Source organism: Limnoraphis robusta BA-68 BA1, from assembly GCF_034932365.1.
Classification (GTDB): Bacteria; Cyanobacteriota; Cyanobacteriia; order Cyanobacteriales; family Microcoleaceae; genus Capilliphycus; species Capilliphycus robustus.
In genome coordinates this window covers 21,925-44,033 of the sequence record NZ_JAYGHR010000092.1, presented here as the reverse complement: position 1 = coordinate 44,033, position 22,109 = coordinate 21,925, and the positions used below count along the sequence as shown (strand labels likewise).

The window sequence follows — 22,109 nt, the reverse complement described above, 5'->3', positions numbered from 1 at the left end:
CAGTTTCTATGTCTTTATCTCCTGATCACTCCTCGGAAAATTCTGTTTCTCAGTCTCCAACGTCTGGGAAAAATAAACTGGGTTTAATTCTTGCTGGAGTTGCAAGTTTAGGGGTTACTTTCCTACTCGGATGGCGATTTTCTAATGCTAATGCTGTGCGATCGCCCTCAGAAGTTCAACAGGAAACTCCACCGCAATTATTAACACAAACTCCCCCCGTTGAACCTCAACCCTCCCCAACCCCAACCTTTAAAATTCCTCAACCTGTTGAAAATAAAGCAGTAATGGGAGAGATTTTACCTCAGCCTACACGTTCTACTCTCAATCGGGAAAAATTCACGCCCACTCCTCAATTTAATGACGAGCAAAATCACGAGATAAATTTCGGTGATTCTCAGAGTTTAAAAAATAATATTCCTCCGATAGAATCCGCAAAAATAGAACAGGAAATAGAAACAGAATTGAATTTTAACTCCCCTATTTACTTGACAGAATTTAGAGCAAAAATAGAAACAGAAAAATTTCAAAAAACTCAAACCCAACCCGAAATAAACCTAGAACCTCAACCCAGTTTATCCCCATCTCTACCTGCTTCAGTTGAACTTGAATTGCCAGATGTAATCTTTTTAGCCTTAGAAAATAATCGTATCATTAAAAATCAATATCTAGAACGCATTGTTCAACAACAAGATTTAGCCGTTGCAGAAGATAAATTTAGACCCGATTTTACGCCAAGAATTGCTTTAGATTGGCAAAATATAGAGCAAGGCGGAACAACCAATACAACCAGTGGTTTAGTGTTATCCGCACAGTTAGAAATGACCATTCCCACAGGAGGCGAATTAAATTTGGGTTGGGAAGGTCAACGAGAAAACCGCAGTGGAGATGGTTTAAGTGATCAAAATAATAATATTTTTAGACAAAATTTAGAACTTTCTTTTAGACAACCTTTATTAAGAGGAGGAGGAATTGATCTCAATCAAGCTTCGATTAAAATTGCTCGCATTGATGAGACTATTCATTTACTGGACTTAAAATCAACATTAATTACTCAAATTACAGAAGCAATTTTAGCCTATCGACGTCTCATTCAAGCTCAAGAACAACTAAAAATCGAACAAAACTCTTTAGAAATTGCTCAACAACAAGTCGAAAATACTCAAATTTTAATCGATGCGGGTCGTCAAGCCAGAGTCGATTTAGTTCCCGTACAAACTCGGGTTGCGAATCAAGAAATTAGTGTATTAGATGCCGAAAATAATCTTCAACAACAACGACTAGCATTACTTGAAGTTATTGATGTCGATCAGAACTTAAATATTGTTGCAGTTGAAGAAGTAACATCGATTGAATCTCAATTTCTTGATTTTGATGTTATTCAACAACTTGCTTTAGAAAATAGACCGGATTATTTAAAATCAAAGCTTGATTTAGAACGTTCCAATTTTGAACTGCAAATCGCGGAAAATAACCGACGTTGGAATATTGATTTCAGCACAGATATTAGTCGGAATTTAGCACCAGATATTCTTGAAGATAGAACCGAAGCTCGAGCGGGAATTGAACTGAGAAAAACGTTGGGCGATCGCAATATCGAACGAGATTTTCAGCGAAGTCGAGTTAATGTATTACAGGCTGAAAATAATCTGAATGAGGAATTTCAGCAAATTGAAATTGAAGTTCAAAATAAAATTAGAGATGTCAATGATAACTTAAGAAAAGTTCAACTCGCTCAAAGAGCAGCTCAACTGGCTGAAGAACAGTTTCGCAATGAAGAAGAAAAAGTTAGACTCGGAGTAGGAAATAACTCAATTGTTGATTTAGTTCGGTTTCAAGAAGATTTGGGACGGGCGAGAAATAATGAACTTAATGCTAAAATAGATTATCTCAATTCTATTACCGAATTAAATCAAGTAGTGGGAACGACATTGGAAACCTGGAATATTACCCTTGAAAAAAATGTAGAGATGTCTCCTAATTCTCAATCAAGTCACCAAAATGAACAGTGAAAGCATAATAACTCTAAGTGTATCTGAACAAAGCCGTTTAGAGCCACAAAATCAACGCTTAGATCGTTGGTTATCAGAACATCTAGAAACCCTCTCGCGATCGCGCATTCAAGACTTAATTTCCCAAGGTCATGTGACCGTTAACCAACAGGTTTGTACGTCCAAAAAGTTAACCCTAAAAACCGGAGATTCTATAGAAGTCAAAATTCCTCCCAACGTCCCGTTAGAATTGGAAGCCGTTGACATTCCTCTTGATATTTTATACGAAGATGAACACCTGATTATAATTAATAAACCCGCAGGTTTAGTCGTTCATCCTTCCGCCGGACACAGTAATGATACTCTCGTTAATGCCTTACTCGCCCATTGTCAGACCCTCGCTGGAATTGGAGGGGTTGAACGTCCGGGGATTGTCCATCGTTTAGATAAAGATACCACAGGTGCAATAGTTGTGGCAAAAACCGATTTTGCGCTGCAACATCTCCAACAACAAATTAAAGCAAAAACCGCCCAACGTCAATATTTAGGTGTCGTTTATGGTTCACCCAAAACAGAATTTGGAACCATAGAACAACCCATCGGGCGACATTCTGTTGATCGCAAAAAAATGGCAGTTGTTCCCGTTGAAAAAGGGGGAAGAAATGCCATCACCCATTGGAAAATTCAAGAACGTTTAGGAAACTATACCTTAGTTTTATTTACCCTAGAAACCGGAAGAACCCATCAAATTCGCGTTCATTCAAACTTTATCGGACACCCCATTGTCGGCGATCCAGAATACAGTAATAGACGCTCAATTGGGGTGAATTTATCCGGTCAAGCCCTTCATGCGTGGAAGCTGAAATTACAACATCCGGTTACAGAAGACTGGATCGAAGCAACAGCCCCTATTCCCGAAGAAATGAACACCTTATTAAACGTATTGCGGCGTCGTTCAAAATCAACTTGATTCTCGTAAAATTTAACTCGATGGAGGAGAACTTGCAGGAGGAAGTATTTTTTGACTATTTTCGACAATTTGCATTAATTTTACCATAAAATCCGTATGAATAGGAACCGATGTTTTCGGGGGTTTAGTCGAATAAAAATTGAGACGAGTCAAGGGTGTAATCGCAACTATATCCGAAGAAGAAAGGGTTGTTGAGGGGTTGACTTCCACAGACAATTCTTCAGTATCTTCTAGAGTAGAAGCAGAAGACAACAGCAGAGTAGATTGAGGTAAATTTCGACTAATTAACTGTTCAAACTCTAGATTAAAATGATAAATGGGCTTGCCTCGACGTTGCCAAATCGATAAAATTTGTGTAACCGAAATCGATTTGTAGCGACCCTGATAGAGAGCCTCAATAACCGCCAGATAAATCCAATAATACTCATAGTTCTCCGCCCATCGATCAATCATTTGTTCGCTGGAATAGTCCCCCAAGTCAAAACTATAGTGATTCAGCAAAGCCGCCGCGATCGCCGCCTGATCGAGTGAAACATCAAACACAATAAAAATTCATTAAAAATCAACGGTTAATCACTCAAATTTTTAACAAATCAAAGCAATACTAGCACAAGCAAGATAGAAAATGAGTTAATCTTTAATCCCCGAGAACGGTTCCGAGCCACCCGTCCAATTAAAGTCACTGATCCGCAGGTTTAAACTGCCCACCCGTCGCACAGGACTAACCCGCAAAATAACCCCATAAGTCCGACGACTATATTCTAAAGAAAACTCATTATCAACCGCCAAACCATTTTCCAGGTTAATCGAATACTCAAAACCCGCCCGCAAACCGCCATAAATTTGCTGAACCAGTCCAAACGTCAGAATACTTTCATCCACCCGACGATCAAACAAAAACGGTGATTCCCCATCAAGAGCCACTTGAGTATAAAGGATATTAAATCCCGTATAGTCCAAAAAGTCTCGGGAAAAATGACCAAATTGCCCTTGCAAACCAACCGTACCACTTAAATAGGACTGGGAATCATCTTCAGTGTAAATACTCGTCACACCTTGAGCCACCATAATCAAACGAATAAATGGAACCACAGGTCTAGCCGTGTATTTTAATCCTTCCGTGGGAGTCGCAGGTAAAGCTTTTCCCTGCCAAATAATTGGAGGATAAATTAAAGTTGCTAGTCCTTGAAAGCGAGTACGAGTAATCCGATCATTGTCCCGACCCGGTTCACTGAGAATATCCAAGCGATCCGTTCTCGCTTCAATTTGTTGTAAGCCGCCTTGAAATCTAAACACCGCCCCAGAATCTCCCAGTAAAATTTCTGGAGAGGTTAAAACCGCCCCCGCACTGCGTTGAATCGTTCGGAAGCCTAATGTCCCATTGAAAATCCGATCGCGATAGCTATACTCCCCCGTCAGAGTATAACCGCCAATTAACTGTCGTACCCGAAGACTGGCACGATACTCATCTTCTTCGAGATCGGGAAAATCCTCAAAATTGGTAATCGATAAGCGGCTATCAAAAAAGGTGTAAGGAGAAAGTGGCCCCGACAATTCCGCTTGCAAGCCGTAAAAGCCGCCATCGGAGGGATTAAGATCTTCCTCAAACGCTCTTTGAAGTAAAAATTGGGGAGAAATATCCAAGCCAATCGGACCAAATCTCACCGGACTCACATTCCACTCTACATAGTAACCCCCCAAATCATCGAGGTCATAACCAATGGAAAAGGGAGCGGGTTCTCGTTGGCGGCGATCAATCACCGTGCGATCGCGAAACAAAGGTAAACTAAATTTTTGATCAAAAACTAAGCGGGAACCTGTCGTTAAGATTTCATCTTGTAAGGGGGAGATGCGTTGCAGTCGAGCGGTATCTGCCCTTAATTCCAGTTCCGGCGGAGAAAAGGGATCGTTTGTAATTCGCACATCTTGGGCTTCCCATTCCCCATTCGGGAGAATATCAATCCGTTCCGCTTCAAAGCGCAGGCGGTTGACATCCCCTTGCAAGTCGGGAAAGGACAAACCACTCACCTCAACATCAGCCCCCTCTGTGGGAGCCACATTTTCCACGGGTTGGGCCGAAGTGATGCGATCGCTAATCGGGGATCTCACCGCTTGTCCAACCCCTTGTTCTTGTAAGGGTTGAGCCGCTAAACCCGGACCGAGATCGGAAAGAGAGATCACGCCACTCGCATTGCTAATCACTCCTGTACTTTTCACCAAGTTGTAGTCCATGCGTTGGCCGCGAATCACTTGGTTTTCTCGCGTTAGGGCGACATTCCCGCTTGCGACCACCTGACGAGTATTGAGATTAACTTGGGCTTTATCCGCATCAATTAAAGTATTTTGAAAGCGGATCATCACATTCCCTTCGGTTGTAATAATTTGCCGTTGTTGGTCAAATTCCTGGCGGTCTGCTGTCACTTCCACCAGATCTGTCGGTAAAATGACAGGAATTGGAATGGTTTCAGGGCTGGGTTGAGAAGGGGTTTGTGAGAGTAATGAATCTGCTGTCCGGTTTTCATTCGCTGAAAAGCTGAATGATTTGGCCACCTGATAGTCGGCTTCCCCAGAGGGTTGAGTTGTCAACGGGGAAAATATCTGAGGTTGAGTCAATTGAGAGTTCGTTAAACCTAAAGACAAAGCAGGCCCCAGGGAGTCAGCCGATACTGAGGTGGAGGGAGAAAAAGAAGCCAACTCTTGCTCTAGTGCTTTAAGTTTGGGGAGTTGATAGGCTACGGTTTCATTTTTGTGGATTTGTTTAGGCGATACAACATCTGAAGACAACTGCATTGGAGTTGAAACAGTCTGCGGCTGAAGAGGATTGAGGGTTGAATCGGGTAGGGTTTGAACAAGCGGAGGTGGTTCAGGCGGCGGTACCGGGTAGGGCATAGTTTAGTAACAAAAATCACAGCAGCAGCCCGGATTTATGGGCTTAACCGCGTGAAGGACTGCACTAGAAGAATGCCATTAGCCATGAAGCCTATTGACTGATGACTAATGACATTCAAGCTCGTTATCTTAACACAGTTGAGGGGTTACTCTGTCGAGCAATTCCGAAAGCTTTTGAAATTCAACACCACTTAACCGTGTCTACAACCCGGATTTCCTTCTCTTACTCCAAGTCTTTCCGTTTGGGGTTGCGGGCGGGGTCGTTCGACAAAAATCCAAAGATAAACAGCAACACAAAAAAGGACACCACTATATAAACAATGACTTTTAGAGTCTCCATGACAATTTCTCCTAAAGGGCGATTTTCAAAATGGGTTGCGATGCAACAATCTACAGTTTTCTTATACTATCTTAAAATTTGACTCATTTTTTCCCCGATTTAACGGGCTGTCCATTTTTGCTTCACCCATTCCCAGGCTTTAATTACGGCTTCTTCTACCCAGAAAATTACTCGATCTACCCATTCTAACACTCTCTCTAACGGGTGCTTCACATACCCCACTGCTCTTGCTTCTGTTTGCACGCAGTTAGATTCTTCTTGCCGATCGCTTTTTGAGGATGTGTCTAAATATTTGCAGGCATCACTCATTATTAAACCATAAGCCGGGGAGGTTGTCAACCCTTTTTCTGAAAAATTTTGAGATTTTGTCTTCAAAATTTTGACAACCGTTTGAGACGTTGTTAAGGGTTGAATTTTTCCCGTTGGGGGAATAAATTTTTGAGGTTGGGGTTTTCCTGCAAGCAAATTTTCCGGTGGCGAGGGTAAATTTAATTGTTGATTATGATCTTTAAAAAAGAAATAGTCAATCGCCGCCCAAATTACCGCTTGCACTTGATGGAAATTCGCGGTAACTGAGGTTTGCAGAGAGTGATTTTCCGCAGTATAAACCGTTAAGTCGCTGGCGCTGGTTTTCCAGGCTTGAGCAAGGGTAATTCCTAATTCTTCGGTTTGGCGGGTGATTGCGGTTGTATATTTCTGAGCCGTTGTCATTGCACCCGACAACAGGGTTTGCAGTTGTGAAGATTGAGGAGATTTTTCCCGTTTTCTCAGACTCGAAAGATCAGCAACTTCCCGAGAAATCAATTGGCTAAGTTTTACCCTTTCTCTCCAGGACAGCACATCTAAAATTTGCTGCTCCGCCCCAACTAAGACTAATTTTTTCGTTTTGACTTGGCAGGCGATCGCTTGCACTGAATTTGGATCAACCTTTAACCGAGGTGAACCCTTGACTTGTGCGATCGCAATGGTCACAATATCAATAATCGGCTGATCAACTCCATCGAGCTGCTTTTGACTGGCTTGCGCCTCCTTGAGTTGCGGTGATTGGGGTTGTTGAGTAGACCCAAGGCGTTTCTTTCCTTTGACCAGGCTCTCCAACAGGGAGTAAACTGAGTACATCACTGTCTGTACAGTTGTACTGGTCGAAAACTGAACTTGTCGCCAAGTCAAACCACAGCTATCGAGAAACTGCTGATAATTCTCGACAATTAAGTTCAACAGACGGCTTTTAAAGGGGCCAGAAGCAGGAGAGGACATCTCTAAAATTGGGTTGAATTTTTATATTTGGGTAAATTCGAGACTGGGGTCAGTGAGTCTAACGGAAATACTGCTCTTATTTTAACGAACCATGACCGCATTGGGAGCATCTTTATCTCAAATTTCCACAACAATTGAGCGTCTGCGTCAGTTAACGCGGCTGGATGTTCAAACAAGTTGGAATTTTTGTCAGCCCGATGGGAGTATTTCCCCCGTTGAGTTAAACGAACGTCAACATATTGCTTGGCCGCCTCAACAAGTTATCGAGTTACAACAAACTATTATTGTTCCCACCACTTTAAACAATTTTCCGTTAACCGAGTTTAGTTTACGACTCGTTTTAAAATGGTGGGCGGAAGTTGCCTCTATTTATGTTAACGATCAACTCATCCAAACCGGAGACTTATTTGATTGTTCGACAAGGGTTTTATTATCGAACTCCGTAAAACCCGGAGATGTATTTACCCTTCGTTTACAGTTAGTTAGTCCGAAACATGATCACGGAGCCTTAGTTCAGTCGGTTTGTGTTTATGAAACCTCAACAGAAAATCGAGTTGACCCCGGTTTTCTCGCGGATGAGTTGGAAGTATTTCTGATTCAAATTACCCAAAACCCCACCTTAATTGAACAACGACAAGAACATCTAAACATTTTCGCCACAACTCTCAACCAAATAGACTGGTTTGCTTTACCAGAACATCCCGAAAAATTCAACAACTCTCTGATTGCTGTTCGACAAACCCTAATTCATTATATTTCCACTAACCTCCCCAACTTTAACTCAAAAATCGCCCTACTCGGACACGCCCATCTAGACCTCGCTTGGTTGTGGCCTGTCGCTGATACCTGGAAAGCTGCCGAAAATACCTTTAAATCTGTATTATCCCTACAACAAGATTTCCCCAACTTAATCTTTACCCATTCTTCCCCCGCCTTATATGCTTGGATAGAAACTCATCATCCTGATATATTTTCCCAAATTCAACAGCAAGTTAAAAACAAACATTGGGAAATTGCAGCCGGGTTATGGGTAGAACCAGAACTGAATATCATTAGTGGAGAATCTATCGCCCGTCAACTCCTCTATGGTCAACTTTACACCCAAGAAAAATTTGGTCAAGTTTCCCCCATTGCTTGGCTACCCGATAGTTTTGGCTTTTGTTGGCAACTTCCCCAATTGTTGAAACAAGGGGGAGTTGAATATTTCGTGACGCAAAAATTGCGATGGAATGATACGACTCAATTTCCCTACGGTTTATTTAACTGGCAATCTCCCGATGGTACGGAAATTGTTAGCTATATGTCGGCTTTAATTGGAGAAGGCATTGACCCGATTAAAATGGCGACTTATGCCGCAGAATGGCAAACTCAAACGGGGTTAAAAACAGCTTTGTGGTTGCCGGGAGTGGGCGATCATGGCGGAGGACCGACACGAGATATGTTGGAAGTCGCCGGGCGCTGGGAAGGTTCTCCCTTTTTCCCGAAATTATCCTTTTCTCAGGCTATTGATTATTTAAGCGATATTTCTCAACAGTCTGGAGAACTTCCCGTTTGGCGGGATGAGTTGTATTTGGAGTTTCATCGCGGTTGTTACACGACTCATGCTGACCAAAAGCGCTGGAACCGTCGCTGTGAGAATTTGCTCTATCAAGCGGAGTTGTGGTCTGCTGTGGCAACGTTACAGACAACTGCCGTTTATCCTAAAACCGAGTTAGAAGCGGCTTGGAAGCAGGTTTTATTTAACCAATTTCACGATATCCTTCCCGGTTCTAGCATTCCTGAAGTTTACCAAGATGCTAATCAAGCTTGGCAGGAGGCTTACAACACCGCAGAACAGCTTCGAGAACGGGCAATCATGGCGATCGCAACTTCGACTCCCCTCCCTCCTCCTCCCCAACCCGGTTGTTATCCTGTTCTCGTTTGGAATAGTCTCAATCAGTCTTGTTCCCAAACGGTAGAACTTCCCTTATCTTATCCCGGCGTTTGGAAGCTGTATGATACTGCTGGAAAGGCTTTGCGGTGTCAAGTTGGGGAGGGAAAATTGCGGTTTTTGGCAACTGATGTGCCATCGGTGGGTTTTCGGGTGTTTTGGTTGAGCCGAGAAATGGCTGAAACCCATGAAAAATCGTTAGTCGAAGCCCCCAAAACCCCCCTACAGGCAGACGCTTCCGCAGATTTTAGTACAAGTATCCCATTGATACAGAATTTTGTCAATCTTAATATTAATTATCCCCAAAGTTGGGTGTTAGAAAACGAATGGCTAAAAGTTGAAATCCCTGATAATACGGGAAAAATTAGCCAAATTTGGGATAAGAAAAACCGGAGAAAAGTCTTGGCAGAAATGGGCGGGAACGACTTACAGTTTTTTGGGGATTCTGGTCAGTATTGGGACGGGTGGAATATCGATCCAAACTACAAGCAATATCGCTTAGAACCTCCCCAATTAAAATCAATAACTTGGAAAGAACAAGGAGAGATTCAACAGCGATTACAAGTGATTCGAGTTTGGCGAAACTCCGAATTTATCCAAGATTATGTTTTAGAAGCCGATTCCCCCATCTTAAAAATTGAGACAAAAGTCAATTGGCAAGAGCGTCATGTGTTAGTAAAAGCGGCATTTCCGTTAACAATAACGGTTGATAGGGCTAATTGTGAAATCCCCTGTGGAGTGATGCAACGTCCGACAAAACCCCAAACAGAAACAGAGAAAGCAAAATGGGAAATTCCGGCGATGAATTGGGTTGATTTAGGGGATGAGAATTATGGGGTGAGTCTGTTGAATGACTGTAAGTATGGCTATGATTTTCAACCCGATCAAATTCGCTTAACCTTATTACGCGGTTCAACCTGGCCTGACCCGGAAGCGGATTTAGGAACTCATCAGTTTACTTATAGGATTTATCCTCATTCTGGAAATTGGAAAACGGCGAAAGTTACCCAGTATGGTTATCAGTTAAATCAACCGTTACAAGTGCAAGTTTTGAGTTTAGAAGATTGTCAATTTTCAGAACAAGGGCTGGGAAGTCAAAGTTTTCTGAACTTAGGAACTGACGCTTTAATCTTGATGGCATTCAAACAAGCCGAACAGAATTCCCAGCAGTGGATTTTAAGATGTTATGAGAGTTGGGGTGAGGAAACGGAGTTAAAATTAGAGAATGCTTTGGGATTAGCGATCGCCAATTCGGTGAACCTGTTGGAAGAAGTGATAGATTCTCCCAACTTTCCTAAAATTCCCCCCTGGAAAATTGTCAGCCTGCAACTGTTCAATTCTTCTGAGTCCTAACAAAGATAATGATTTCACGGCTAACTTTTAATGACGGTTTCTCGGTTTTTCTAAAATCTCAGGGAATTTACCCGGATGGGTTTATAGATGCTAGAAGGGGAAAAATGCAGCAACCGCAATCCTTACAACCGGATTTTTTTAGCGTAAATTCACCATTAATATATTCTGGGAGTAACGATAATATCATCTAGCAATGCTTTGTTATTGAATTCGACAGTGCATGAGAATTAGCGATTAGCTGCGGCTTCTTTGATCACATCCACAACTTCTTTTGCATGAGAAATAATTGGAAAGTGACTTGATTCTAAAACAACTGTCGTTGCACCCATTCGTTTAGATAAATCATGCTGTAAATTGGGTGGAACAGCCCGATCATTGTTGGCAATCATATACCAGCTTGGCTTATATTTCCATGCAGGCTTCTCTATTTTTTCGTTTGGGAGTGAGGTAGAAGGTGGAGTTTGAGTCGCATAGATCAATGCTATTTCTTCTGGTGAAAGAGCGCTTGCAATAATCTCTTTTACACCTTCTTTTGAAATCCAAATAAAACCCTCTTGTTCTTGAAAATGGGGTGATGGAGATCCGTATTTACTCATCAAATCTATCATTGATTCGTTAGCATCGGGAGCAAGTGCGGCAATATAAACCAAGCCAGAAACTCGTTCATCATTGCCAACTTCGGTAATCACCATACCGCCCCAAGAATGACCCACCAGAACACATTGACCTTCGATACGATCCAAAGCACGTTTGGTTGCAGCAACGTCATCAGCTAGCGAAGTGAGCGGGTTTTGAACTGCGATAACTTCATAACCTTCTGCTAACAATATCGGAATTATATTACGATAACTAGACCCATCAGCCCAAAAACCATGAACCAACACAATATTCTTAATTTTGCTCATCATTGTTGTCCTAAACTAATCTCTGTGTTTTCCTCTAATCTATTCTAGGTGAAACTATTTCATGGCTGTTTTGAAATAGGGTTACAGTTTCAATAGTACCATATATAAGGTATCCCCCAAATTTGGAATGAGGGAAACTCGGGAGAAAACTAAGTTTAAATTAGAGAATAGGTTGGGAGTAGCGATCGCTAATTTAGTTAAGTTATGGTCAGAAACGATAACATCTCCCAACTTGACTCAATCTAAGAATGCTGAGTTATCGGAAAAAAAGATAATGATTTCATGGCTAACTTTTAATGACGGTTTCTCGGTTTTCCCAAAATCTCAGGGAATTTACCCGGATGGGTTTATAGATACTATCGGAGTAGAGAAGAAAACTGAGTTGAAATTAGAGAATGGGTTGGCAGTGGCGATCGCTAATTTCGTTAAGTTATGGTCAGAAACGATAACATCATGGAGAGACGTTATATATAAGGTATCCACCAAATTGGGAATGAGGGAAACTCGGGAGAAAACTGAGTTTAAATTAGAGAATAGGTTGGGAGTAGCGATCGCTAATTTCGTTAAACTCTTGTCAGAAACGATAACATCTCCCAAGTTGACTCAATCTAAGAATGCTGAGTTATCGGAAAAAAAGATAATGATTTCATGGCTAACTTTTAATGAGGGTTTCTCCCGTTTCCAGATATCGAAAATTTTACTAACTGTTTTCGCTTGGAGTTGGGGATTGCCTGTTCTCGCACAAGGACAAGTGTTAATCACTCCCAATTTTAGAATAGAGATAGAACAATTATGCCCGCAAGGGGTTGTGGTTTGTGATCATATTAGATATATTGGCACCGATAGAAAGACGGGGAGTTCAATTAACCTGATGGGGAGAAGTCATCATACAATAGGGGCAGATGGGGTGACACCTTCTCGGTTTTTGGGATATATTTTTGAAAATGGAGAGTACAAGTATATCATTTCAACAGAAGGACACCTGAGAATTTTACAAGGAGAAACCGTTATCCTCGAAGAAAAAGGAGAATGGCAATAAACTCAGTTCAAAATTATCGTTTTTGAGAGGAGATTAATTCAATGCAATATCGCAAACTCAGACCAGTCATAATGACATTCTTGATGGGGGCAACATTGACGACAATGATCACTGTTGTTGCTTCTCCTAAAGGATATGCTCATCATGGTTGGAGCGAATATAATCAACAGGAAACCTTAAATGTAACTGGAACAATTCGGAGTATGGGTTATGAAAATCCCCATGTTGTTATTGAAGTGGAAACGGCTAATAATCAAGTTTGGCGGGCTGTACTCGCTCCACCGTCTCGAATGCAGAATCGGGGATTACCCCAAAGCGATCTGAAAGTGGGGGAAACGGTGCAATTAGTTGGGTATCCTCATGGTTCTGAGAGTCGTGAACTGAGAGCAGAACGAATTATTATCGGTGAAAAAACGGTAGAATTGCGTTGATGGAATTAACAATAGAGGCCGGGTGGTTAGTCCAGTTGAAAAATAGTGCTTTGGTTGAGATTGTTAACCAATGGGTTTGGACTTATCCGATGATAGAAGTGGTGCATATTTTAGGGATAACCTTGTTAGTGGGGTCTGTGGCGCTGTTTGATTTGAGATTGTTGGGAGTTTCTCGTCATTTATTGGTAACAGATCTCGCACAGCATCTTTTACCTGTGTCTTATGCGGGTTTTGGGGTTGTGGTTCTGTCTGGTTTTTTGCTGTTTGCAACGGATGCGCCTGCGATCGCTTTGAATCCAATTTTTCGGTTAAAATTGATCTTGATTTTAGGAACTGGGATCAATGCGATGATTTTTCATGGGAAGTGTTATCCTTCTGTCCTACAATGGAACCGCAATATTAAGCCGCCTGGGAGGGTACAATTGATTGCAATGGTTTCACTTCTACTCTGGGTTGCTGTGATTATTTGTGGGAATTTGATTGCTTATGTCTAAAGTTGAGGTTGAAGATATTCTAATGATTCAGGGTGAAACTCAAAATGACAACTGTATTTGATATTGCAATCATTGGTGCTGGGTTTGCAGGATTAATAGCCGCCCAAGACTTAAAACAAGCGGGTTATTCTGTCATCCTCTTAGAAAAATCTCGCGGAGTGGGTGGGCGTTGTGCAACTCGTCGAGTTTCAGATATTCCGGTTGATCATGGTGTGCGGTATTTAGAAGCCACCGGGAAACAAACTCAAAATTTAATTCAACAGTTAACCGCCACAAATGTTTTACAACTGTGGATGGATAAAATTGATGTATTCAAAGATAACCAACTGCAACCCCAACAAACTCAACCTTTATATATAGCCCCCAACGGGATGAACTCTGTCGGGAAAGAACTGGCTGTTGGTTTGGATATTTGGTTTAACCGTCGTGTGGAAAGATTAACCCCTACTTTGAATAAAACTTGGTATCTTTCTTTAGAAGTGACTCACCCCACTGCGACTGAAAACCCCGAAGAAGTCGAAGCCAAAGCCGTTATTTTAGCCATCCCAGCCCCGCAAGCATTATTATTGTTAGAACCGCTAACGGCTGAACTTCCTGCGAATTTTGTTGAACAGGTTCGTTCTGTGGAATATAATGCTTGTATTACCGTCATGGCGGGATATGAGTTCACCCATACTCCTCCCTGGAAAGCGATAACGTTTCCCGAAAATGAAACTATTGCTTGGGTGAGTTTGGATAGCAGTAAACGAGATAACCCCAAACAAACGGTTTTGGTTGTTCAAAGTTCGGCTAAGTTTGCAGAAGATTATCTAGATACAACTGACTTACAACCCGTCGGGGAAATGTTGTTAAATGCTGCAACTGATTATTTATCGTTAGGGAAACCCGAATGGATGCAGGTTCATCGCTGGAAATATGCCTTCTGTCGGAAACCCTTAACTGTTCCTTGCTTAACCACAATTACCCCTTTACCCTTAGTTTGTGCAGGAGATTGGTGTGGGGAAAGCCAGATAGAAACCGCATTAGCTTCAGGGAAAGCTGCTGCTCAGTTTTTTCAAGATTAATTGTTGTGTCTTCGTGTCTTCGTGGTGAACACCCTAACCCAAACTTTAGTTTATAGGCGCGCACATTTTCCCATGATATAAATATAGCATAGATGATAAATTTTGTCAAAGGATTTCCAATAGACGTAGAGGGGGGGCGGGTTGATGTAAATTGGTTCTGGGAATAGATAAATTTGGCCGGAACCCGCCCCTACGAAAGCGATCGCATTTACAGTGAACAGTTATCAGTGACCAGCGCAAACTTGCGACCCGGCGGAATAGTCGGTAGCAAAGTTTGTAAGAGAGTGACCAGTGAAGACAGTGACCAGTAACCAGTTACCAGTTACCAATTTTGCATGAGCGCAAGCAAAGCCTATGTAAGGTGATAAATACTTTTGGTAGCCGGAAATCGAAGCGATCGCTAAATCAATACTTAAATTGATACCTAATCGGCGCACACCTTTTCCTATTGTATAACTTACCATGTCTGTTAAAACTTGTCAAATGCTTGTTAATTCCTGCTACCCAAAGCGATCGCGGAATTTCCGATATTTGCCAAATGTGACGAAAAATATTACCGAGTGTTAAGCACTATTGCAATGTATCACAACTCTGAAAAATAAGCGTTCGTGCTTGCGGTATCCGTGATACCATCTGACCTGATAACAACGAGAGATATAGGAGAAAACCTGTGACGCTACGGGTTGCTGTTGTCGGTTCTGGCCCTGCTGGGTCTTCAGCCGCTGAAACATTAGTTAAAGCTGGAATAGAAACCTACTTATTTGAACGCAAACTCGATAACGCCAAACCCTGCGGCGGAGCCATTCCCCTGTGTATGGTGAGTGAGTTTGACTTACCCCCGGAAATTATTGATCGGCGGGTGAGAAAAATGAAAATGATTTCTCCGTCTAACCGCGAAGTTGATATTAACCTGATAAACGAAAACGAATATATTGGAATGTGTCGCCGGGAAGTTCTCGATGGTTTCATGCGAGATCGGGCGGCACAATTAGGGGCTATCCTAATTAATGGTACGGTTCATAAACTGGAAATTCCCACAAAAACCAACGAAGCTTATACCCTGCATTATTCTGATCATTCGGAAGGAAATACAGTCGGTACAGCGAAGACTTTAAAAGTAGATTTAGTCATTGGTGCAGATGGGGCAAATTCTCGCGTTGCTAAAGCCATTGATGCGGGAGATTATAATTATGCGATCGCGTTTCAAGAACGAATTCGCATCCCCGAAGATAAGATGGCTTACTATGAAGATCGGGCAGAAATGTACGTCGGAAATGACGTTTCTCCTGACTTCTACGCTTGGGTATTTCCCAAATATGATCACGTCGCTGTTGGTACCGGAACCATGAAGGTTAACCAAGCGATGATCAAGAAATTACAAGCCGGAATTCGCGCCCGTGCGGCTCATCGCATTGAGGGTGGTAAAATTATTAAAGTCGAAGCCCATCCCATCCCCGAACATCCCCGTCCTCGTCGGGTTGTGGGTCGGGTAGCGTTGGTAGGAGATGCCGCCGGAACGGTTACAAAATCTTCTGGAGAAGGCATTTATTTCGCTGCTAAGTCGGGTCGGATGTGTGCGGAAACCATTGTGGAAATGTCAAATAATGGTGCTAAAATTCCCACCGAAGATGATCTGAAAATTTATCTCAAACGTTGGGATAAACAGTATGGTATGACTTACTTGGTGTTAGATATTCTGCAACGAGTATTCTACCGGACTGATGCCACGCGGGAAGCGTTTGTTGAAATGTGTTCTGACCTGGATGTTCAGAAGATGACGTTTGACAGTTATCTGTACAAAACGGTTGTTCCGGCTAACCCCTTAGTTCAGATGAAGATTACGGCTAAAACCCTTGGAAGTCTGTTAAGAGGTCATGCGTTAGCGCCTTAAGTTTTCTGTTGATATTATATCACAAAATTGCCTGGTTTCTTCCTAAGAGAAATCAGGTTTTTTAATGAGTTTAATGTGAAAAGAAAAACGGTGTTAGATGAACGCCAACTGCTAACTTGAGAGAACCTTGAATAGCTGAGAGCGACAGATTAGAAGTTGTTAAAGCGTTATTAGGTAATTTATCAGCCTCGTCCATAAACTCTTTAAAACTGCTCATTACTTATCCTCTTTTTTACTTTGTATTTGTCCAATATCTATAAAAAACACGAAGCAACTCTGTAAATGTTTGAACAGTTGTTTCGATAATTTGCCGCTTTGTTTTCTGAGTATTAACTCGGTTTCCAATAGCCGTAATTTTACCGATGCAATTAATCAGACTGAATAGAAGAAATATTTTGTCAATCTTTTAGTTGAACTTATCGATGCTTTCAAGCAACATAAACATCCAACCTAGTGTATAGTAATAATGTAATTATTCTATGCTTCTGAAAAAACAGTGTTTTCTGATCCATGCACAATTATTCACGGGGACTCGAAAGAAGAACTAGTCCGTATGTCAGAAGGAATTTTCCAATGTTGCGTTACAAGTCCGCCTTACTGGGGGTTACGGGACTATGATACAAAAGGACAAATTGGAGCAGAAGATTATATAAATGATTATTTAGATAATCTTGTATCAGTTTTTCGCGAAGTTCGTCGTGTACTTGCAGATGATGGGACTTTATGGCTAAATATTGGAGACTCTTACACCAGTGGAAATAGAACTTGGCGAGATGATGATAAAAAGAATCCCGCCCGAGGAATGAACTATAGACCACCAACGCCAGATGGTCTAAAGCCTAAAGATTTAATTGGCGTTCCTTGGCGTGTTGCTTTTGCCTTACAGTCAGATGGTTGGTATTTGCGAACAGATATCATCTGGCATAAACCAAACTGCCAGCCCGAATCTGTCAAAGATAGACCAACACGTTCCCATGAATATCTTTTTCTATTCTCAAAATCAGAACGTTATTATTACGATAGCGAGTCGATCAAAGAACCTTCACAAACCAATGGTAAGACTAGAAATAAAAGAACAGTATGGGATATCAATACAGAACCGTTCAAAGATGCTCACTTTGCTGTATTTCCACCTGCTTTAATTCGACCTTGTATTCTTGCAGGTAGTAAAGAAGGCTCACTTGTACTCGATCCATTTTTTGGTTCAGGTACTACGGGTGAAGTGTGCTTGAAAACTAACAGAAAATGCGTTGGAATTGAATTGAAGTCAGAATATATAGACATTGCAAATAAACGTCTGTCAAGTTTCCAGTTAGAGTTGAGCATATAAATCTACAGGCGGAATTTGCCATAGGGCATGAACACGGCAATATTTTTTTTGCAAACGTTGTATTTGCAGTTTTCTCTCGGTACCACCGTCAAAATATAGTCGGAATTTATCTTCCCCAAATTCGTCTCGGATGTAACAATAACCTGGCTTTGGAAATTGTTTACTATTAAGCATCATTTCTAACTGTCCATGCTTGGCTTGCAAAAGGAGATTTTTAGGAATTTCCACAAGTTCATAACGCCAATCAGAAGGCGACTTAGAAAGAGTCCTAAGCGACAATATTCGTTGATAAGAGTTCATGTGACGGAAGAATTGTTCTCTCAACAGAACTAAATCTTTAGGATCATCTCCCCATTGTCCTTGACCCAACTCCATAAATTTAGAAATATGAATTTCATTATCCTTAATTTTGCGGTCAGCCTGAGTCTTCAGTGAAAATTTCTCTTGGTTGATAGTGATATCATGCCCTGAATTGCCTTTGTTCGCAATTTGAGCATTTTGACCACAGAAATTAGAAACTCTTTCTAGTACATATTCAAACTTATCTTTAGAAAATGCTTCTTTCGACATACAGTGGTGAATTAATAGAGCATCACCAAAGCTATTTAGTATACATTCGTCAAAGATATCAGAATCAACAATCTGATATTGATATTGAACCGAAAACTGATTGATAATAGCTTCAACCCAGCTAATTTGAGAATCGCTTAGATTGTAGAGCCGATCAATAAGGGACTGAATTTGTCTTGCTTTATCGTTACTCATATTTATTCAAATCATCTTGTTCAAACTTACACTACTGTAAGAACTGTTAATTATAACTCAATATCTTCATTAGCACTCTGAACCTTCTATATTAAACTTAAACCAAAACAGCAAAACCTACAATGATATAAACACTGAACTTTTAAAACTCTTTAGGTATTAATTATGTTCTCCATATCAGTAATTTTACGGATGTTGTTTTTGAGAAGCAGTCAATGTTTTGATGATGATTTAATTAGCCTTTTTAACAGAGGTTTGAGATTGATGATCTTCAACCACCATAACAGGTAATAAACTCGTTTCTAAAACTGCTTGAGAAACAGACCCAATTAACACGTCTGGGAATGAACGATGTCCGCGTTTTCCGATAATAATCTCTGCTACATTATAATCTAATGCCGTGCGAACAATTTCTTCGGGTACTGTTCCCGATGCGGTGATAAACCGATAACGAATATCGGCTAAAATCTGTTTAGCTTGTTGTTGTAATTCGTTAATTTTTTGAGTATCTTCAACTCGAATAACGTGCAGTACAATCACTTCCCCATCACTGCGACGGGCTAAGTCTGCGGCTTGGGTTAATACCTGTTTTGAAAGAGGGGAAGTATCAACAGCAGCTAATAAAATAATACGACGAGATAAAGCAACTTTTGTCGGGTCTACTTCCCCTTTTTCTAATAGTTTAGGGGCAAAAGTGGGAATCGCCCAAGCGCCCAAAGGTGCTGTTACCAAAATCGATAAGGCAGCGATCGCTAAAATGGTGTCACCGCCATCAATGCCTTGAGCGAGGGGTATTGCGCCAATAGCGGCTTGAACGGTTGCTTTAGCCGAATTTCCGGGTAATAGAAATAATCGCTCCTTCTGTGTCCAATTACTGCCCAATGTGGAAACATACCAACCAAGCGATCGCCCGACTAAGGTGCCAATTGTTAATACTAATAAACCCACTAAAAAAGTATCCTTTAAAACATTGAGTTGAATACTCGCTCCGAGTAATACAAATAAAATAATTTCAGCAATTCCCCATAAACTATCAAAACCGCCTCGTAAACGTCGGGCTAAAGGGGCATCAAATTCGATGAGGAAAAATCCCGTTGACATGACAGCTAAATAGCCCGAAAAAATAGGAAATTCTTCTGCTAATACAACTAATAATAGGGCCAAACTGGCAGCAACGAGAGAATCTTGAAGGGCATTTTGAGTCCAATTTTGTTTGGCTAACAGTGAGACTAAGAGTTGAGCGGTTAACCCTCCTAATATTACCCCTAATACAATTTGTAGAATAATTTGTACGGGAAGTAACTGAATAGAACTTAACGTTATGCCACCGGGAAACGTTATTCCTGTGGTTGCACCTTGAGAGAGAAAGGCTAACAGTAAACTAAAGACTAATAAAAGTAATACATCCGACAGCGCACTTCCGGTTAAAATAGCATCAGGAATGCCTTTTTTGACTCCCCATCCCAAACTTTTGAGTCGCAACATTCCGGGTACAATGACAGCCGGAGATTCTGCACCAATAATACAGCCTAAAAGTAATCCTGTGGGAAAATCAAATTGAAAGAGCCACATGGCAGCAAAAGCAACAGCGATCGCTTCACAAGCCGCAGGTAAAAAGCCTAATCTGAGGGCAACAGTTCCCTGTTGGGCGAGTTTTTCGCGATCAAGTCCTAGCCCTGCTTTCATTAAGATTACTATGACGGCGATGGTACGCAAAGCGTCCGCAGCCTCTAAAACACCGGGGCTAATAACATTGCCAATTTGGGGACCTAAAAGCATCCCAACCAACACCATCCCCACGAGGGCGGGAACGTTGAGACGTCGAGCAATTTGCCCAACAAAAAAGCCCATCAGCAAGATCCACAGGATACTTTCTAACATGACGCTAGGTTTTAATAGTGAACAGTTATAGCAATGAGCAGGTTAATGTTTACAACTTCTTTGTGTCTTTGTGTCTTGGTGGTAAATTCAAGGCTTGACCCTTGTAAACAAGCCAGCGCGACCTGCTATATGAATTATGAATTATGAATTATCAATTATCAAGGTTTCCTGTCCCCTATCTTGCCTATTGCCTGGGTTAAAAATATTAATAAAAAAGCGAGAACCGTTAAATGCCCTCGCTTTTTTTGTTATTTTTACACAGTTTTTTGAGCTATTCATCTCTAACCTAATAATAAATATTAGGTTGTTTGTTCCCCCTAGCACCGCTAAGATCATCAACAAATGGGTAACAGCCATTACACTTTTAAAAGTGTTATTGTGTGATCTTTTTCAGCTCTAAACTGATGTAAATTCACGGTTGTTTAATCAAACCTTATAGAAGACTAACAGAAATAGTTGAAAAAATCTTTGTTTTATATCACGGCTATTGGTGATCATTATCACAAATAAAATCAGCCTATATCACGGCAGTTTCTAACATCTTTATTCTACCCAAACTGGCATCAATTTCGACCTCAACACCCTGGGGAACGGTAAACTGATTGGGAATATGACCAATCATCGAACCATACCAAGCGGGAATTCCCAAAGGGCGAATATGATCGCTTAACACTTGCCACAGACTCAAGGTTGGAGAATCATCTTCCTCATCTAAACAGCGAGTACATTGACCAAAAATAAAACCCGACAGTTGTTGTAGTATTCCCGCTAACTTCAAATGAGTTAACATCCGATCAACCCGATAAACATCTTCTCCGGTATCTTCTACAAATAAAATGGCTTGATTCCAGTCAGGTAAATACAAAGACCCGACTAAAGTGCTAATGACGGATAAATTTCCTCCGAGTAGCCGCCCTCTGGCTTGTCCGGAAGTAATCGTTTCGACGCGCACCTCAGCCGAATTTTGAAACGTAATAGCTTCCCCCTCAAACAGTAGTCGTTTTAAATAACCGACTGAAAAAGGGTTCCAAATCGAAGTTCCTAACAACCCGTGAAACGTAACAACTCCACTGCGACTATAAATTCCTAATAATAAAGCGGTGATATCGCTATAACCTAATACAATTTTAGGATTACGGCGAATCAAATCATAATCTAATAAGGGTAAAATCCGACTACTTCCCCAACCGCCCCCTGTGGCTACTAACGCTTGAACCGATGTATCGGCAAAAAAACGATGAATATCTGCCGCCCGATTTTGATCAACTCCTGCTAAATAACCATATTCATCAAAAGCATGGGGTGCGACTTTTAGATTTAATTGTTGTCGGGCGAGTTGAGATTGAATTAATTTTAAATAGGACTTTTTAACGGGACTGGCGGGAGTGACTAAGCCAACAGTATCACCGGGTTTGAGTCGTGGTGGTTTGAGAAGCGCCCCATTTGCATTCGCCGTGATTGGAGAAAATTGAGTCGATAATAAAGTTTGTCCGAACCCGGTTAAAAATTGGCGACGGTTCAACATGATTTCGGTAATATCAACAGTCCTCAACCGATTTCTCAGGAGTAGAGACGCCCCACC

18 protein-coding genes are annotated in these 22,109 nt (G+C 41.4%); 9 read left to right on the top strand and 9 right to left on the bottom strand.

Features of this window, described 5'->3' with window-relative positions:
• Positions 1-8 precede the first annotated feature (8 nt).
• Together VB836_RS26770 and VB836_RS26765 are read left to right on the top strand one after the other, a co-directional pair.
• Complete coding sequence (locus VB836_RS26770) at positions 9-2,009, top strand: TolC family protein (RefSeq protein WP_323224122.1); 2,001 nt, start codon at positions 9-11, stop codon at positions 2,007-2,009.
• Positions 1,999-2,958, top strand: coding sequence for an RluA family pseudouridine synthase (locus tag VB836_RS26765; protein WP_323224119.1), 960 nt, complete (start codon positions 1,999-2,001; stop codon positions 2,956-2,958). The genes VB836_RS26770 and VB836_RS26765 overlap by 11 nt, the downstream gene beginning before the upstream one ends.
• A gap of 12 nt (positions 2,959-2,970) precedes the next feature.
• Here the strand turns inward: VB836_RS26765 and VB836_RS26760 are convergent, their stop codons facing one another.
• From VB836_RS26760 to VB836_RS26745, 4 genes are all read right to left on the bottom strand, one after another.
• Positions 2,971-3,501 carry a hypothetical protein gene (locus tag VB836_RS26760; RefSeq protein ID WP_323224118.1) on the bottom strand — a complete coding sequence of 177 codons (531 nt, stop codon included), beginning with the start codon at positions 3,499-3,501 and terminating at the stop codon, positions 2,971-2,973.
• An 87-nt stretch (positions 3,502-3,588) separates the two neighbouring features.
• Positions 3,589-5,748: a DUF3769 domain-containing protein gene (locus VB836_RS26755; RefSeq protein ID WP_323224115.1), complete on the bottom strand. Its 2,160-nt coding sequence runs from the start codon at positions 5,746-5,748 to the stop codon at positions 3,589-3,591.
• 322 nt (positions 5,749-6,070) lie between these two features.
• The gene (locus VB836_RS26750) at positions 6,071-6,187 is read right to left on the bottom strand and encodes a photosystem II reaction center protein I (protein WP_072075578.1); all 117 of its coding nucleotides are present in this window, start codon (positions 6,185-6,187) and stop codon (positions 6,071-6,073) included.
• A 99-nt stretch (positions 6,188-6,286) separates the two neighbouring features.
• A complete protein-coding gene (locus tag VB836_RS26745; RefSeq protein WP_046279260.1) occupies positions 6,287-7,444 on the bottom strand; it encodes a hypothetical protein in 1,158 nt (385 codons plus the stop codon).
• 91 nt (positions 7,445-7,535) lie between these two features.
• On the opposite strand from VB836_RS26745, the gene VB836_RS26740 reads away from it, so the two are divergent.
• On the top strand, positions 7,536-10,727 hold the full coding sequence (locus tag VB836_RS26740) for an alpha-mannosidase (protein WP_323224113.1): 3,192 nt from the start codon (positions 7,536-7,538) through the stop codon (positions 10,725-10,727).
• Between the two features lie 227 nt (positions 10,728-10,954).
• Here VB836_RS26740 and VB836_RS26735 read toward each other — a convergent pair whose 3' ends face one another.
• Complete coding sequence (locus VB836_RS26735; RefSeq protein WP_323224111.1) at positions 10,955-11,635, bottom strand: alpha/beta fold hydrolase; 681 nt, start codon at positions 11,633-11,635, stop codon at positions 10,955-10,957.
• 124 nt (positions 11,636-11,759) lie between these two features.
• Here VB836_RS26735 and VB836_RS26730 point away from each other — a divergent pair, with 124 nt between their 5' ends.
• The 5 genes from VB836_RS26730 to chlP all read left to right on the top strand — a co-directional run bounded on the left by VB836_RS26730 (position 11,760) and on the right by chlP (position 16,551).
• A complete protein-coding gene (locus VB836_RS26730; RefSeq protein WP_323224109.1) occupies positions 11,760-12,671 on the top strand; it encodes a hypothetical protein in 912 nt (303 codons plus the stop codon).
• Positions 12,672-12,712: 41 nt separating this feature from the next.
• Positions 12,713-13,102: a DUF6152 family protein gene (locus VB836_RS26725; RefSeq protein ID WP_323224107.1), complete on the top strand. Its 390-nt coding sequence runs from the start codon at positions 12,713-12,715 to the stop codon at positions 13,100-13,102.
• Complete coding sequence (locus VB836_RS26720; RefSeq protein ID WP_323224104.1) at positions 13,102-13,596, top strand: hypothetical protein; 495 nt, start codon at positions 13,102-13,104, stop codon at positions 13,594-13,596. Before VB836_RS26725 ends, VB836_RS26720 begins: the two co-directional genes overlap by 1 nt.
• 44 nt (positions 13,597-13,640) lie before the next feature.
• Positions 13,641-14,660 carry an NAD(P)/FAD-dependent oxidoreductase gene (locus VB836_RS26715; protein WP_323224102.1) on the top strand — a complete coding sequence of 340 codons (1,020 nt, stop codon included), beginning with the start codon at positions 13,641-13,643 and terminating at the stop codon, positions 14,658-14,660.
• A gap of 670 nt (positions 14,661-15,330) precedes the next feature.
• Positions 15,331-16,551, top strand: coding sequence for a geranylgeranyl reductase (gene chlP / locus VB836_RS26710; RefSeq protein WP_046277091.1), 1,221 nt, complete (start codon positions 15,331-15,333; stop codon positions 16,549-16,551).
• A 70-nt stretch (positions 16,552-16,621) separates the two neighbouring features.
• Here chlP and VB836_RS26705 read toward each other — a convergent pair whose 3' ends face one another.
• Entirely contained in the window at positions 16,622-16,768 is a 147-nt protein-coding gene (locus VB836_RS26705) for a hypothetical protein (protein ID WP_323224099.1), read from the bottom strand.
• 336 nt (positions 16,769-17,104) lie between these two features.
• Here VB836_RS26705 and VB836_RS26700 point away from each other — a divergent pair, with 336 nt between their 5' ends.
• A complete protein-coding gene (locus tag VB836_RS26700) occupies positions 17,105-17,881 on the top strand; it encodes a DNA-methyltransferase (protein WP_323224097.1) in 777 nt (258 codons plus the stop codon).
• Here the strand turns inward: VB836_RS26700 and VB836_RS26695 are convergent.
• From VB836_RS26695 to VB836_RS26685, 3 genes are all read right to left on the bottom strand, one after another.
• Positions 17,864-18,646, bottom strand: a complete 783-nt coding sequence (locus VB836_RS26695) for a hypothetical protein (protein ID WP_323224094.1) — start codon at positions 18,644-18,646, stop codon at positions 17,864-17,866. The two genes, VB836_RS26700 and VB836_RS26695, sit on opposite strands and share 18 nt — an antisense overlap.
• 231 nt (positions 18,647-18,877) lie before the next feature.
• On the bottom strand, positions 18,878-20,527 hold the full coding sequence (locus VB836_RS26690; RefSeq protein WP_323224092.1) for a cation:proton antiporter: 1,650 nt from the start codon (positions 20,525-20,527) through the stop codon (positions 18,878-18,880).
• A gap of 517 nt (positions 20,528-21,044) precedes the next feature.
• Entirely contained in the window at positions 21,045-22,052 is a 1,008-nt protein-coding gene (locus VB836_RS26685) for a S66 peptidase family protein (RefSeq protein WP_323224091.1), read from the bottom strand.
• Positions 22,053-22,109 lie beyond the last annotated feature (57 nt).

Bases quoted from the DNA above. Each gene is read 5' to 3' on its own strand.
- VB836_RS26695 (WP_323224094.1), bottom strand. From the start codon at position 18,646: ATGAGTAACGATAAAGCAAGACAAATTCAGTCCCTTATTGATCGGCTC.
- VB836_RS26685 (WP_323224091.1), bottom strand. From the start codon at position 22,052: ATGTTGAACCGTCGCCAATTTTTAACCGGGTTCGGACAAACTTTATTA.
- VB836_RS26690 (WP_323224092.1), bottom strand. From the start codon at position 20,527: ATGTTAGAAAGTATCCTGTGGATCTTGCTGATGGGCTTTTTTGTTGGG.
- VB836_RS26750 (WP_072075578.1), bottom strand. From the start codon at position 6,187: ATGGAGACTCTAAAAGTCATTGTTTATATAGTGGTGTCCTTTTTTGTG.
- VB836_RS26740 (WP_323224113.1), top strand. From the start codon at position 7,536: ATGACCGCATTGGGAGCATCTTTATCTCAAATTTCCACAACAATTGAG.
- VB836_RS26770 (WP_323224122.1), top strand. From the start codon at position 9: ATGTCTTTATCTCCTGATCACTCCTCGGAAAATTCTGTTTCTCAGTCT.
- VB836_RS26720 (WP_323224104.1), top strand. From the start codon at position 13,102: ATGGAATTAACAATAGAGGCCGGGTGGTTAGTCCAGTTGAAAAATAGT.
- VB836_RS26735 (WP_323224111.1), bottom strand. From the start codon at position 11,635: ATGATGAGCAAAATTAAGAATATTGTGTTGGTTCATGGTTTTTGGGCT.
- VB836_RS26745 (WP_046279260.1), bottom strand. From the start codon at position 7,444: ATGTCCTCTCCTGCTTCTGGCCCCTTTAAAAGCCGTCTGTTGAACTTA.
- VB836_RS26755 (WP_323224115.1), bottom strand. From the start codon at position 5,748: ATGCAGTTGTCTTCAGATGTTGTATCGCCTAAACAAATCCACAAAAAT.
- VB836_RS26715 (WP_323224102.1), top strand. From the start codon at position 13,641: ATGACAACTGTATTTGATATTGCAATCATTGGTGCTGGGTTTGCAGGA.
- VB836_RS26730 (WP_323224109.1), top strand. From the start codon at position 11,760: ATGAGGGAAACTCGGGAGAAAACTAAGTTTAAATTAGAGAATAGGTTG.
- VB836_RS26725 (WP_323224107.1), top strand. From the start codon at position 12,713: ATGCAATATCGCAAACTCAGACCAGTCATAATGACATTCTTGATGGGG.
- VB836_RS26700 (WP_323224097.1), top strand. From the start codon at position 17,105: ATGTCAGAAGGAATTTTCCAATGTTGCGTTACAAGTCCGCCTTACTGG.
- VB836_RS26705 (WP_323224099.1), bottom strand. From the start codon at position 16,768: ATGAGCAGTTTTAAAGAGTTTATGGACGAGGCTGATAAATTACCTAAT.
- VB836_RS26765 (WP_323224119.1), top strand. From the start codon at position 1,999: ATGAACAGTGAAAGCATAATAACTCTAAGTGTATCTGAACAAAGCCGT.